Origin of the sequence: Xanthomonas sp. LMG 12462, from assembly GCF_009192885.1 — a bacterium.
Taxonomy (GTDB): domain Bacteria; phylum Pseudomonadota; class Gammaproteobacteria; order Xanthomonadales; family Xanthomonadaceae; genus Xanthomonas_A; species Xanthomonas_A sontii.
The window spans coordinates 14,180-27,455 of the sequence record NZ_NMPP01000047.1; the positions used below are offsets into that span (position 1 = coordinate 14,180).

Genomic DNA, 13,276 nt, shown 5'->3' on the forward strand with positions numbered 1-13,276 from the left:
GCCTGGCGCCGCGTTCCCCTATAGGTATTTCCTGCGCATGACCGATCTCGCCCGCCCCGCCTTCCATGGCTTCGAACAGCTGCCGCTGCGCGAATACGCCGAACGCGCCTACCTCGACTACTCCATGTACGTGGTGCTGGACCGCGCCCTGCCCTTCCTCGGCGACGGGCTCAAGCCGGTGCAGCGGCGCATCATCTATGCGATGAGCGAGCTGGGCCTGAACGCGACGGCCAAGCCGAAGAAGTCCGCGCGCACCGTCGGCGACGTGATCGGCAAATACCACCCGCACGGCGACAGCGCCTGCTACGAAGCGCTGGTGCTGATGGCGCAGCCGTTCTCCTACCGCTACCCGCTGATCGAAGGCCAGGGCAACTTCGGCTCCACCGACGACCCGAAGTCGTTCGCGGCGATGCGTTACACCGAGTCCAAGCTGACCCCGATCGCCGAAGTGCTGCTGGGCGAACTGGGCCAGGGCACGGTGGACTGGTCGCCGAACTTCGACGGCACCCTGGACGAGCCGACCTGGATGCCGGCGCGGCTGCCGCACCTGCTGCTCAACGGCACCACCGGCATCGCCGTGGGCATGGCCACCGACGTGCCGCCGCACAACCTCAACGAGATCGTCAGCGCGCTGATCCGCCTGCTCGACGACCCCGACGCCAGCGTCGCCGACCTGTGCGAACACGTGCGCGGCCCGGACTACCCGACCACCGCCGAGATCATCACCCCTGCCGCCGACCTGCGCACCATTTACGAAACCGGCCATGGCAGCGTACGCGCCCGCGCTACCTACCAGAAGGAAAACGCCAACATCGTGGTCACGGCGCTGCCGTACCAGGTGTCGCCGTCCAAGGTGATCGAGCAGATCGCGCAGCAGATGCGCGCCAAGAAGCTGCCGTGGCTGGAAGACATCCGCGACGAGTCCGACCACGCCAACCCGGTGCGGGTGGTGCTGGTGCCGCGTTCCAACCGGGTCGACGCCGAGCAGTTGATGGGCCACCTGTTCGCCACCACCGACCTGGAGCGCAGCTACCGGGTCAACCTCAACGTGATCGGCCTGGACGGCCGCCCGCAGGTCAAGAACCTCAAGACCCTGCTGGAGGAGTGGCTGCGCTTCCGCAGCGACACCGTGGTGCGCCGCCTCAACCATCGGTTGGAGAAGGTCGAGCGCCGTCTGCACCTGTTGGAAGGCCTGCTGACCGCGTTCCTCAACCTGGATGAGGTGATCCGCATCATCCGCACCGAGGACGAGCCGAAGCCGGCGCTGATCGCGCGCTTCGGGCTCAGCGAGGAACAGGCCGACTACATCCTGGAGACGCGCCTGCGCCAGCTGGCGCGGCTGGAGGAGATGAAGATCCGCGGCGAGCAGGACGCGCTGGCCAAGGAACGCGAGCAGCTGCAGGCGCTGCTGGCCAGCAAGACCAAGCTGAAGAAGCTGATCAAGGACGAACTGACGGCCGACGCCAAGAAGTTCGGCGATGCGCGGCGTTCGCCGCTGGTGCAGCGCGGCGCGGCCCAGGCCATCGACGAGACCGAGCTGGTGCCGAGCGAGCCGATGACCGTGGTGATGTCGGAGAAGGGCTGGATCCGTGCGGCCAAGGGCCACGACGTGGATCCGGCGGCGCTGTCCTACCGCGATGGCGACGGCCTGCTGGCGGCGGTACGCGGGCGCAGCACGCAGCAAGTGGCGTTCCTGGATTCGGAAGGCCGTGCCTATTCGACCCTGGTCCACACCCTGCCCTCGGCGCGCGGCAACGGCGAGCCGCTGACCGGACGCTTCTCGCCTGCGGCCGGTGCCTCGTTCCAGGCCATTGCCAGCGGCGAGAACGACAGCCGCCTGGTGCTGGCGTCCTCGCACGGCTACGGCTTCGTCACCCGCTTCGAGAACCTGACCAGCCGCAACAAGGCCGGCAAGGCCATGCTCAACCTGACCCCGAACGCCAAGGTGCTGCCGCCCGCGCCGGTGAGCGGCGCCGGCAGCGACCGCATCGTCGCGGTCACCAGCGCCGGCCACCTGCTGGCGTTCCCGGTCGCCGACCTGCCCGAGCTGGACAAGGGCAAGGGCAACAAGATCATCGACATCCCCAAGGCCAAGCTCAGCACCGAACGGGTGGTGGCGATCGCCGCGGTGGCGCCGGGCAACACGCTGCTGGTGAAGAGCGGCCAGCGCACCATGTCGCTGTCGTTCAAGGACCTGGACGCCTACCTCGGCGCCCGCGCCAGCCGCGGCGGACTGCTGCCGCGCGGGTGGCAGAAGGTCGACGATCTGGCGGTGGAGTAAGCGCTTGGCGCCAAGCGCGGGATTCGGGATTCGGGATTCGGGATGGGAGTTTCGCGCCGGTGCAGCGTTTGCATACGGCGCGGCATCCCGCTTCTCTTAGGAGCGGCTTCTGCCGCGAGGCCTTACCGCTGAAGCGTCGCGGTTGAAGCGCAACAGCGACCACTGGCTGCACGCGCATCGCGTGCGAAGCCAAGCATCCCCAATACCTGCACGTCACGAGGCTTTTGTGGGAGGGGCTTCAGCCCCGACGCGCATCACCTGCAGCGCGTCGGGGCTGAAGCCCCTCCCACAACGCGGCCACCCGAGCGACCAAATCCAAGTCGCCTAGCCCACTGTCGCCGCATCGCGCAACTGTTCGATATGGCTGGCGATCATCGCCGCCACCGTGTCGGCCACCGCGCGCGCGCTCAGACGGGTGTCGAACAACAGTTCCACCGTGGCATAGATCAGGTCGACCACGATGCGGCTGACCAGGCGCAACTGGCGTGGGTCGGCGTCGGGGAAGGCCTCGCTGAGGAAGCGCACCTGGCCCTTGGTCACCTGCGCATGCGACTCCAGGCGCACCTGCTGCAGCGCCGGCACCGCGCGCAACGCGCGCAGCACCCACACCCCGCCCTCGGTCGCCTTGGTGACGCGGTAGGTATCCAGCACCAACCCGGCCAGCGCGCGCTGCAATTCCTCGCGCGTGCCGCTCATCGCCTGCAGGGTGATCCACTTGGGGACGAGCTGGTTCTGCCGCTCCATCAGCCGCCGGCCCAGTTCCGACAGCAGCGCGTACTTGTTGGGGAAATAGCGGTACAGCGCCGGCGGCGTCAGCCCGGCACGCGCGCACACCAAATTGGTGGACAGCCGCTCCACGCCGACGTCGCCGAGCAGTTGCGCGGTGACCGAGAGGATCTGTTCGTAGGTCTCGGTGGCGCGATGCTGGGCCGGCACCTTGTTCCCGGTCAGGCGCGGGCGGTGCGGTGCGGAGGGACGCGGCGTGTCGGCGGGCATGGGATCTCGATGGTGGTAAAGCAGCAGGCGCCGCGGTGGCGGCACGTCGCCAACCTGACGGCACGCATCGCCGCGGCAATGGGTGCGCGGGCTGCGCCGCGATGTCGCGGCACGCGCCGACATCGCATCTTACCGCGCCCGCCGCTGGCACACCGGCAACGTCGCTCAGCGCCGTGCCAGCCAACCGCTGAGGCCGGCCGCCAAGCACCGCTGCAACGTGGTGTACGGAGGAAAGAACGCCTTGACGATCGGCAGTCGGCCGCCGCGCAGCAGCGCGCGTTCGTGCGAGAAGGTGCGGAAGCCGTGAACGCCGTGCGCGCTGCCGAATCCCGAGGCGCCCACCCCGCCGAACGGCAAACCGCTGTGCACGAACTGCTGCAGGCAGTGGTTGACCACCGCGCTGCCGGAACTGGTGCGCGCCAGCACCTGGGCGATGCCGGAGCGATCGCGGCTCCACAGGTACAGCGCCAGCGGCTTGGGCGCGGCGTCGAGCCGGTCGAGCACCTCGTCGAGGCGCGCGAACTCGATCAGCGGCAGTACCGGACCGAAGATCTCTTCCTGCGCGATCCGCGCCTGCGCCGGCACCTGCGCCAGCAGCGTCGGCGCCACGTAGCAGCGCTCCGCGTCGTGCTCGCCACCGGCCAGCAACTGCGCGCCGCCGGCGCGCGCTTCGTCGATCAGCGCGGCCACGCGTGCGGCATGCGCCGGGTGGATCATGCGCGCCAGGTGCGGGCTGGCGGCGACCGCCTGCGCGTCGGCACCGTAGCGCTGCGCCAACAGGGCGCGGCAGTGTGCGAGCAGGCGCGCACTGACGTCGCGATGCACGAACAAGGTATCCGGCGCGATGCAGGTCTGTCCGGCATTGACCAGCTTGGCCCAGACGATCACCTCGGCGGCAAGACGCAGGTCGGCGCTGCGGTCGACGATCACCGGCGACTTGCCCCCCAGTTCCAGGGTCACCGGCGTCAGCTGCCGCGCCGCCGCGGCCATCACCTGCCGGCCCACTGCCGCCGAGCCGGTGAAGAACACATGGTCGAACGGGCAAGCCAGCAAGGCCTGCGCGGTCGCCACCCCGCCCTGCACCAGGGCCACCTCTTCCGGCGCGAATGCCTCGTCCAGCACCGCCTGCAGCACCGCGTTGACCTGCGGGGTGAATTCGGAGGGCTTGATCAGCGCCGTGTTGCCGGCGGCCAGTGCCGACACCAACGGCCCCAGCACGGTGGCCACCGGGTAGTTCCAGGGCCCGATGATCAGGCAGCGGCCCTTGGGCTGGAACGCGATGCGCGCGCGCGTACCCAGGGCCAGCAAGGTGGGCGAGACCTTGCGCGGACGCATCCAGCGCGGCAGCTGCGCGATGGCGGTGGCGATCTCGTCGACCACCGGCAGCAGCTCGGTCAATTCCACTTCCAGTGCGGGCTTGGCGAAATCGGCGGCGAAGGCGGCGATCAGCGCCTGCCGTCGCGCCAGCAAGGCATCGCGCAGCGCACGCAGATGCGCGCGCCGCGTGTTCGCCGAGGAGCCGCGCCAGGCCAGCGCAGTGGCCTGCTGCGCGGCGAACAGCGCCGCGACCGTCTCCGGTGGGGTGTCCAGCACGGGCTCAGGCGCCATCGCCGCGCTCCTGCTTGGCGGACATCGGCCGATGCCCGGTGCCTGGCAGCCCCCTGCCCTGCGCCATGCGCGGCCGACGGAAGCGCGTCATCGCAGCGGCCAGCACGCTCGCACGGCCACCCCCATCAGCCCGCATGCGAGCCTGCCTCCACGACGGCCGGACGGCGCTGCCGCCGGCCGATCCACAGCGCCAGCAGCGCCGCGGTCAGCGCAAAGCACAGACCGACCAGCGGCACCGGCGCCGGATCGTCGGCATGCAGCAGCAGCGACGCCAGCAACGGCCCGCAGGCCGACCCGATCAACTGCGCGGCCGGCACCAGCACCGCCACCCGCCCCTGCGCATCGGCGCGCAGCGCCAGGCCGACATGGAACGGCATCAGGAACATCCAGGCGAAGCCGAACGCCACGCACACCGCGGCGAAGCCCAGCGCCGCATTGCCCGGAACCCGGTACATCGCCGCGGCCACCAGGCACAGCGCCACGCTGCCCAGGGTCAGGGTCGCCGTCACCGACAGCCGGCGCACCCAGTAGATCGCCGCCAGACCGCCGACGATCTGCATGCCCAGCACCCACGAGGTCTGCAGTTGCGCCGCATGCGCATCCAGCCCCGCGCGCAACGCCAGCGGCTCCAGGTAGGCCCACAGCGCGCCGATCGCCGACATCTGCAGGAACGCCACCAGCAATGGCGCCAGCGTCGCCGGCGACCAGCGCAGCCTGGCGGTGGCGGTCGCCGCGCACTGCGCATCGGCGGCGGGAGCCAGGCTTGCCGACACCGACAGTGCCGCCGCCAGCGGCAGCACCAGCAGGCAGGTCGCAGCCATGGCCACGAAACCGCCCTTCCAGCCGGACGCCGGCAACACCCACAGTGCCAGCGCCGCCGCCAGCGCGATCTGCGCCAGCGCCTGCAGCACCATGAACACCGCGGTGATCCGGTCCGGCGTGGCCGCGCGCACGATGCTGACGGTGGCCACCCAGACCAGCAGGCCCTCGGCCAGGCCGGCGGCCGCACGCAGCGCGACGAACGCCGCATCGCCCTGCGCCTGCACCGTGGCCAGGTTCAGCGCCGCGGCCAGCAACGCCGCCACGACCGCCGTGGCACGCTGCCAGGACACCGGCAGCAGCGCATCGCCCAATGCCACACCGATGCCCAGGGCGATGATCTCGCCCATCGCCACCACGCCCACGCCGGGCAGCGTGATCAGGTGCTGCTCGACCAGTGCGCCGAGCACGATCGGCTGCACGCCGAGGATCAGCAGCGCGATGGCGCCGATCGACAAGGCCGCGGCGAGCGGACGTGTCGCGTGGACGGCGGTTGATGCGACGGAAGACGGGGATGGCGTGGCGGTCATCGCGATGAACCCTCAGTAGCCTTTGCTTTCGGCCGGCAGTTCGCCCGCGGCGAAGGCCGCGGCGGCACGCCGCTGGTCCTTGCGCAGCCGCCCGTTGGCGATGCGCCGCACCCACCAGGGCAGCTCCCGCACCTGCCCGCCGGTGGCCGCGGCAAGCACATAGGCCTTGGCGCATTTCTCGAACAACTCCACGTTCAATGTCAGCCGCTGCGCGGTGATGCCAAGACACAGCGGGCGTCCGCCGAACAGCAGGACGCTGCCGCTGCCAGGCGCGGCCGTCGCCAACGCGTCGAGCGCAGGAAACGGCGCCGGCATCGGCCCGATGTGCCGCGCCTGCTCGTCGAACACCTGCGGCAGCACGCCGCCGACGTCGGCCAGGCGCAGGCCGAACACGCCGGCCGACCAGGCGCTGGCGCCGACATCCGGACGCCGCGCGTATACCTGCGCGTGCACCTGCGCCGCGGCCGGCAGCGCTGGGTCGCGCCAGTCCAGCCACTGCGGCCGCTCCGCCTCGAGCGCGCCACAGCACATCGCCGTGCTGCCCGGACAGCGCAGCGCCAGGGCTGCCGTGTCGTCGCCGAGCAGGCGCTTGGCCACGAGCCGCGCGCGGGTGTGCAGCCAGAGTGCTTCGATCTGCGGGACGGTGGGCATGCGCTACACCAGCTTGAACACGTCGTCGAAGCGGTTCAGCGCCTCGTCGACCACCGCATCGGTATCGGCGCGGCTGGTGTAGATGCGGCTGCCGGCCAGGGTGATCAGCCCGTGCGCCGAATACGCCGCGCCCATCTCCTCCATCATGTGCTTGCGCTCCTTGGCCTCGTTGCGCACGCGCCACAGCTTGTACAGGTTGCCGGTATCCAGCAGCAGCACGCCGGAGGTCTGCAGGTGCACGATCGAGCCCATGTTGTAGACCACGTACGGCAGGCCGAGACGGCGGATGATCGCCTCCAGGCCCTGCCGCAGGCGATCGCCGGCGCGGCCGGCCTGGCCGGCGGCATCGCTGCGCTGCGCCTCCAGCAAGGCGTGGTAACCGGCCACGCAGGACAGCGGATTGGCCGACAGCGTGCCGCCGACGAAGGCGCGCCGCGCCGTGGTGCCGATGCCGCCGACCAGGCTCATCATCACCTCGCGGCGGCCGCCGATCGCGCCGGCCATCGGATAGCCGCCGGCCAGGCACTTGCCGAGCACGGTGATGTCCGGCAGGACCCCGAAGTAGCCCTGCGCACCGCCCGGGCCGAGCCGGAAGCCGGTGACCACTTCGTCGAAGATCAGCAGCGCGCCGAACTCGTCGCACAACTTGCGCACCTGCCGGTTGTAGTCGTGATGCACCGGCCGCGTGCCGCTCTCCGGCCCCAGCGGTTCCAGCAGCACCGCCGCGGTGCCGCCGCGCAGGCGATTGAACTGCAGCTTGCGCCGCAATGCCTCCAGATCGTTGGGGTGGCATTCCTGGGTATGGGCGGTGGCGCCGCGCGGAATGCCGATCGCCTCCATGCGCCCGGTGCCCGGCAGGCGCATGCCGTACACCAGCTGGTCGCTCCAGCCGTGGTAGGCGCCGCCGATCTTGATGATCCATTTTTTGCGCGTGTGGGTGCGAGCCAGGCGCACCGCGCCCATCACCGCCTCGGTGCCGGAGCCGAGCAGGCGCAGCATCTCCACCGCCGGCATGCTGGCGCAGACCAGTTCGGCCAGCTTGACCTCGTACGCGTGCAGCAGGCCGGTCACCGGGCCGCACTGGTCCAGTACCGCCTGCACGTGCTCGCGCAGTTCCGGCGGATTGGATCCGAGCAGGGTCGGGCCGCCGGCCTGCAGGAAGTCGATGTAGCGGTTGCCGTCGACGTCGGTCAGGTAGGCGCCCTCGGCGCTGTGCATGGCCAGCGGGAACGGATGGTTGAACGCCAAGTTGTGCTGCACGCCGCCGGGGATCACCTGCTTGGCCGCCTCGCCCAGGCGCTTGGAACCCTGGCAACGCGCGTCGAAATAGCGCATCACCTTGTCCATGCCGGCGGCGCCGATCGGCCGCATCGGCTGGTTCACCAGCGCATGGAAGCGTGCGTACAGCTGGTCCACATCGGGCCACTGCGAAATGGCGGGGGTCTGGCTCATGGTTGGTGCCGGGCTCGGGGGAACGGAAACGGAAAGCGCGTGCATGGGATCAGGCCTCCAGTGCGGTGAGGACGGCGCGCAACGGCACGGCCAGGCCGGCGTCGTGCAGCGCGCGGCGTTCGATGCGGCGCGCCAGGTGATCGCGCGCCAGCTGCTCCAGCGCATCGACCGCCGCCACCGCCTGCTCCAGGCTGCGGCCGCAACACAGCACGCCGTGGTTGCGCATCAGGTAGGCGTTGCTCGACGGGCGCAGTTGCCGCGCCAGCAACCAGGCCAGCAGCCCGGTGCCGGACGGGAAGTAGCCGACCATCGGCACGCGGGCACCGATCGTTGCCTGCAACGCCGGATCCTCGACCGGCAGCGCCGCCCCCAGCAGCGCGCAGGCGCTGGCCACCGGCTGGTGGGTGTGGATGCTGCAGGCCACGTCGGGCCGGCGGCGCAGCACCTGCGCATGCAGGCCGGTCTCCACCGACGGCGTGGCGGCGCCATCCAGTTGCCGCAGGTCGGCCAGGCGCACCACGCAGATGTCCTCGGCGCGCATCGCCAGGTAATCGATGGCCGACGGCGTCACCGCGAAGCGTTCGGCATCCAGGCGCAGCGCGACGTTGCCGCCGGTGCCGGCCAGGTAGCCGCGCCGCGACAGGTCCACGCACAGCGCGACCACGCGCGTGCGTTGTTCATGGGCAAACATGCTGGGGAACCTCCGGCACGCACTCGGGAAGGGGATTCATGCGCCGGTAGATCGGCGCCAGGGTGCGCTGCAATTCGCGGAACATCGCATAGCGGTCGTCGTACAGCGCACGGTTGCGCGGCGACGGTTCGTACACCCGGCGCGCGCGTTGCAGCGCCGGCAGGTCGGCGAAGCGCAGCCGGCCCAGGCCGACGCCGGCGATGAAGGTAGCGCCGATCGCATTGGCCTGGATCGGGTTGTGCAGTTGCCGGATCGGCTGGCCGCTGACGTCGGCGATGATCTGGCACCACAGGTCCGACTGCGCGCCGCCGCCGACCGCGGCGATCACGCCCGGATCGCGGCCGAGCAAGCACGCGAACGGTTCCATCATCCAGCGCGTGTTCAACGCCACCCCTTCCATGAAGGCGCGGATGATGTCCTCGCGGGTGTGCATCAGCGACAGGTTGACCAAGCCGGCACGCAGGCTGTGGTCCTCGACCGGGGTGCGCTCGCCGAACAGCCACGGCATGTAGACCAGGCCGTTGGCCCCGGCCGGCACCCGCGCGGCGATGACGTTGAGCGCCTCGTACACGTCCGGGCGTTCTTCGTCGCGCAGCAGTTCGTCGGGATGGAACAGGATGCGGTCGCGCAGGAACGACAGGTTGGCGCCGGCGGTGGACTGCAACGCGGTGGCCAGGTAGCGCCCGCTGACCGCGCACGGCACCGCGGCGATGTTGCTGAACACGTCGGTCTTCATCCGCGGCACGTGCGCGCCCAGCCACGACGAGGTGCCCAGATACAGATGCGCGGCGTAGTCCTCGACCGCCGCGGCCACCGCCACCGCCGAGTTGTCGATGGCGCCGGCGATCACCCGGGTCTGCGGCGACAGGCCCAGTTGCACGGCCACGCCCGGCAGCAGCGGTCCCAGCACCTCGGTGGAGGCCACCAGCTCCGGCAGCTTGTCGCGTTCGATGCCGAGCAGCCGCAGCAAGCCGTCGTCGTAGCGGATGCGCATCGGGTCGCGGTTGTCGGTGACCCAGGTGGTGAGCACCGAATCGGCGGTGGCGCAGAAGCGCCCGGTCAGGCGCAGGTTGAGATAGTCCAGCGCGTTGAGGAACTTGTGCGTGCGCTGGTAACGCTGCGGTTCGTGGTCGCGCAGGTAGGCGATATGGCCGGCGCAATCCTTGCCGCTGCCGGCCGGCGCGCCGCCGCTCAGGCGCAACCAGCGCAGCAGCTTCAGCGGAGCATAGCCGCGCACGTTGAGCCAACGACCGCGCAGGCGCCGCGCGATCGCGGCCTGCCCGCGCATGTCCAGCCACAGCATGGCATTGCCCAGCGCGCGGCCGTCGCGGTCCACGCACACGGTGCACTCGCCCTGGGTCGAGCAGCACACCGCGGTCACCCGCTGGCGCAACGCCTCGCCGCCTTGCAGCACCGCCGCCGCGGTGACCAGCAACGCGTTCCACCAGTCGCGCGGATCCTGCTCGGCGCAGACGCCATGCACGTGCAGGGGCACCGGTTCGAAGGCCCAGGCGATCACCTGGCCCTCCAAGGTGACCAGCGCGCACTTGCAGCCGGAGGTTCCCAGGTCCACCGCCAGCACCAGTGGCTGGTCGCCGCCCCGGTCGGCATCGAGCAGTTCGCTGCGCATCGGTCAGAACGTGTAGCCGATCGAGGCCACCAGGGTGTCGCCGTCGGTCTTGCGGATGCGCGCGCCGTCCTGCACCCAATACAGCTCGTGCGCGTTGACCCGTGTGCTGACCCAGTCCAGGTTCCAGTCCAGGCCCCAGCGCTTGTGGGTGACGCCGATCTGGTAGTCGGCGAAGCTGCCCTCGCTGAAGTTGCGCAGCTTCTGGTAGCCGGCGTGCAGGCGCAGCGTGGTCGACGGCAATACCGACGGCAGCAGCGGCGTCTGGTAGTTCAGATCGCCCAGCAGCGTGCCGCGCGAGTCGTGCTCGCCACGGGCGAAGCAGCGCAGCGCCGTCGTCGGGTCGGCGGCGAACTGCAGGATCTGTGCGCACACGCCGCCGGTGTCGGCACCGCGGTAGGTCTTGGAGAACACGTACAGCACGCGGCCCTCGACCGCGCCGTAGCCGAGTTCGAGCACGCCGAAATTGCTGTCGTAGTCGGTGCGGCGGATGTCCTCGGGCGTTCCCGTCTCCAGGTCGATCCGGTGCGGGGCCAGGAAGCTGGCGCCGGGGAAGCGCTCGGTGGCCAGGCCGACGCCGGCATGCCAGGCATCGGGATTGCCGAAGCGGTAGCCGGCCGCCGCGGTGATGCCCAGGCCGTCGCCGTCGAGGAACTGTTTCTTGCTGACCTTGGCCACCTCCAGCAGCGCGACGAAACCACTGGCGTGCACGAACTGGGTGGTCCACTTCAGCGATGGGCGCATCAGCGAGTCGGACACGCCGCGCGTACGCTGCTCGCTCATCAGCTTGATCTGGTTCTGGAACTCGTAATTGACCATGCCATCGGCGTCGGCCTGCTGGGCCTGCGCCCGGGCGCAGCAGGCGCCGTGCAGGGCCAGTGCGCCCGCGAGGGTCGCCATGAAGCGGACTGCAGTCATCTCAATCTCCCCTGTTCGCTGAGGAAGGTGGGACGCGCGGCGGCCGTCGCTGGCCCCGCACATCGATGACGCCGGCGCGTTGCGTGCGCGGCGGGTGAATCACGTCGCGCAGACCGGCGTGCTGGGCAGCGCCTGCACGCGGGTGAAGCGTTCGGTCTCGCCGAGCACTTCCACCCCGACGAAGGCGCGCAGGTCCAGCGATTTGCCGCTGGCGCGCAGCGTGGCCTTGTAGCGCTTGCCGCTGCGCGGATCGAAGGCCCAGCCGTCGCGCCAGGTATCGCCGTCCTCGCGCGCCAGACGCGCGATCTGCACGCCGCAGGTATCGGTGGCGGTGCCGGCGTCCTTGTCCCAGACGATGCGTCCGCACAAGGCCGTGGCCGCATCCGCGCACGGCGCGAACTCCACCACCGCGTCCTTGGCCGCGGTCAGCCACAGCCCCTGCGCCGCGGCCGGTGCGGCGCCTGCCGCAGCCGGCGCCAGCAACCACCCCGCTACGACCACACCGACCACGCCGTACCGCCTGATTCCCGGACTCGCCTGCATCGAACGCCCCCTCGCCATCGCGCAATTAAGTAGTGAAAACTACCGTATAGCGATCACTACCGTTTTGCAAGCATTGTCCATACGGCCTTTGCCGCGGACGTGGCGAGGCGCGCAAACGCCTGGATTTCAAGGGTTCGCGTGTGCAGCGAGATGCATGCGACGGCCGATTTTTGCGGCGTTGCAACAGCCATCGGCGAGGACGGCGACAACAGATCGGCTCGCCCGATCGCCATGGCGTCGCACTGCGAACCGAGCGAATGCGCCAGCCACGCCATCCAGCCACGCGGCCGCGCGCGGCCGAACCCGATCGGCGGCGTCAGGAAACGAGAAGGGCAGAAGGCGTGTCGGCAGTCGTTGCGGCCTTGCTGCGGCAGCAACCGCCGCGACATCGCGATGCGCACTGTCGCCCGCGAAGGTCGGCAGCGCCGGTGCGGGCCAGCGAGAGTTGTGGCGACCGGCACGATCGGCGGGTCAGAAGCGGCCGGCGATGGCACGGCCGCGATGGCGGGGATGGGTCCCGCTCAGTGCATCGGCGCCTCCCGCAAGCGGGCGGCGCACGGACGGATCAGGCGTCCTTGCCGGACACGTGCCCGTCGATCTTCGAGGTCTGGTACAGCGCCATGCCGATGCGCTTGATCAGGCCGAGCTGCTGTTCCAGCCACCAGGCATGGTCTTCCTCGGTGTCGCGCAGCTGCGCCAACAGCACGTCGCGGCTAACGTAGTCGCCATGCTGCTCGCACAGCTTCATGCCCGCGGCCAGGTTGGCGCGCACTTCGTACTCGACCTTCAGGTCCTTCTCCAGCATTTCCTCGACCGTGCGCCCGGGTTCGAAGGCATGCGGGCGCATGTCCGGGTCGCCCTCCAGGAACAGGATGCGCCGCAGCAGCGCATCGGCGTGCTCGGTCTCCTCTTCCATCTCGTGGTTGATGCGTTCGTACAGCGCCAGCAGGCCCTGATCCTCGTAACGCCGCGAGTGGATGAAATACTGGTCGCGCGCGGCCAGTTCGCCGCGCAGCAGCTCCTTGAGGCATTGCACAACGTCGGGGTGTCCCTTCATGGGGCGGGCTCCGTGGGGTCGACTGAGGGCGCCATAGTGCCCGATGCCGCCGCGCCGCGTTCCAATCGGAATCATTCACATCCCGACTCGCACATCCGCGATG

The 13,276-nt window shown here is 70.2% G+C and carries 12 protein-coding genes; 1 reads left to right on the top strand and 11 read right to left on the bottom strand.

Features of this window, described 5'->3' with window-relative positions:
• Positions 1-37 precede the first annotated feature (37 nt).
• Entirely contained in the window at positions 38-2,281 is a 2,244-nt protein-coding gene (gene parC, locus CEK69_RS12515) for a DNA topoisomerase IV subunit A (protein WP_152245920.1), read from the top strand.
• A 324-nt stretch (positions 2,282-2,605) separates the two neighbouring features.
• Here parC and CEK69_RS12520 read toward each other — a convergent pair whose 3' ends face one another.
• The 11 genes from CEK69_RS12520 to bfr form a co-directional block, all read right to left on the bottom strand.
• Positions 2,606-3,277: a TetR/AcrR family transcriptional regulator gene (locus CEK69_RS12520; protein ID WP_152237643.1), complete on the bottom strand. Its 672-nt coding sequence runs from the start codon at positions 3,275-3,277 to the stop codon at positions 2,606-2,608.
• Positions 3,278-3,442: 165 nt separating this feature from the next.
• On the bottom strand, positions 3,443-4,885 hold the full coding sequence (locus tag CEK69_RS12525; protein ID WP_193313975.1) for an aldehyde dehydrogenase family protein: 1,443 nt from the start codon (positions 4,883-4,885) through the stop codon (positions 3,443-3,445).
• Between the two features lie 125 nt (positions 4,886-5,010).
• Positions 5,011-6,162, bottom strand: a complete 1,152-nt coding sequence (locus CEK69_RS12530; RefSeq protein WP_152245922.1) for an MFS transporter — start codon at positions 6,160-6,162, stop codon at positions 5,011-5,013.
• An 84-nt stretch (positions 6,163-6,246) separates the two neighbouring features.
• Entirely contained in the window at positions 6,247-6,885 is a 639-nt protein-coding gene (locus CEK69_RS12535) for a hypothetical protein (RefSeq protein ID WP_152245924.1), read from the bottom strand.
• Positions 6,886-6,888: 3 nt separating this feature from the next.
• A complete protein-coding gene (locus tag CEK69_RS12540; RefSeq protein ID WP_152245926.1) occupies positions 6,889-8,337 on the bottom strand; it encodes an aminotransferase class III-fold pyridoxal phosphate-dependent enzyme in 1,449 nt (482 codons plus the stop codon).
• Positions 8,338-8,386: 49 nt separating this feature from the next.
• Positions 8,387-9,028, bottom strand: a complete 642-nt coding sequence (locus CEK69_RS12545; protein WP_152245928.1) for a class II aldolase/adducin family protein — start codon at positions 9,026-9,028, stop codon at positions 8,387-8,389.
• Positions 9,015-10,658, bottom strand: a complete 1,644-nt coding sequence (locus CEK69_RS12550) for an FGGY-family carbohydrate kinase (protein WP_152245930.1) — start codon at positions 10,656-10,658, stop codon at positions 9,015-9,017. Before CEK69_RS12550 ends, CEK69_RS12545 begins: the two co-directional genes overlap by 14 nt.
• Positions 10,659-10,661: 3 nt before the next feature.
• The gene (locus tag CEK69_RS12555; protein WP_152245964.1) at positions 10,662-11,555 is read right to left on the bottom strand and encodes a TorF family putative porin; all 894 of its coding nucleotides are present in this window, start codon (positions 11,553-11,555) and stop codon (positions 10,662-10,664) included.
• Between the two features lie 117 nt (positions 11,556-11,672).
• The gene (locus CEK69_RS12560) at positions 11,673-12,116 is read right to left on the bottom strand and encodes a DUF2147 domain-containing protein (protein WP_193313976.1); all 444 of its coding nucleotides are present in this window, start codon (positions 12,114-12,116) and stop codon (positions 11,673-11,675) included.
• 56 nt (positions 12,117-12,172) lie between these two features.
• Positions 12,173-12,517: a hypothetical protein gene (locus tag CEK69_RS12565; RefSeq protein ID WP_152245932.1), complete on the bottom strand. Its 345-nt coding sequence runs from the start codon at positions 12,515-12,517 to the stop codon at positions 12,173-12,175.
• Positions 12,518-12,681: 164 nt separating this feature from the next.
• The gene (gene bfr / locus CEK69_RS12570; protein WP_026143459.1) at positions 12,682-13,173 is read right to left on the bottom strand and encodes a bacterioferritin; all 492 of its coding nucleotides are present in this window, start codon (positions 13,171-13,173) and stop codon (positions 12,682-12,684) included.
• Positions 13,174-13,276 lie beyond the last annotated feature (103 nt).

Bases quoted from the DNA above. Each gene is read 5' to 3' on its own strand.
- CEK69_RS12550 (WP_152245930.1), bottom strand. From the start codon at position 10,658: ATGCGCAGCGAACTGCTCGATGCCGACCGGGGCGGCGACCAGCCACTG.
- CEK69_RS12535 (WP_152245924.1), bottom strand. From the start codon at position 6,885: ATGCCCACCGTCCCGCAGATCGAAGCACTCTGGCTGCACACCCGCGCG.
- CEK69_RS12540 (WP_152245926.1), bottom strand. From the start codon at position 8,337: ATGAGCCAGACCCCCGCCATTTCGCAGTGGCCCGATGTGGACCAGCTG.
- bfr (WP_026143459.1), bottom strand. From the start codon at position 13,173: ATGAAGGGACACCCCGACGTTGTGCAATGCCTCAAGGAGCTGCTGCGC.
- CEK69_RS12545 (WP_152245928.1), bottom strand. From the start codon at position 9,028: ATGTTTGCCCATGAACAACGCACGCGCGTGGTCGCGCTGTGCGTGGAC.
- CEK69_RS12520 (WP_152237643.1), bottom strand. From the start codon at position 3,277: ATGCCCGCCGACACGCCGCGTCCCTCCGCACCGCACCGCCCGCGCCTG.
- parC (WP_152245920.1), top strand. From the start codon at position 38: ATGACCGATCTCGCCCGCCCCGCCTTCCATGGCTTCGAACAGCTGCCG.
- CEK69_RS12560 (WP_193313976.1), bottom strand. From the start codon at position 12,116: ATGCAGGCGAGTCCGGGAATCAGGCGGTACGGCGTGGTCGGTGTGGTC.
- CEK69_RS12525 (WP_193313975.1), bottom strand. From the start codon at position 4,885: ATGGCGCCTGAGCCCGTGCTGGACACCCCACCGGAGACGGTCGCGGCG.
- CEK69_RS12555 (WP_152245964.1), bottom strand. From the start codon at position 11,555: ATGGCGACCCTCGCGGGCGCACTGGCCCTGCACGGCGCCTGCTGCGCC.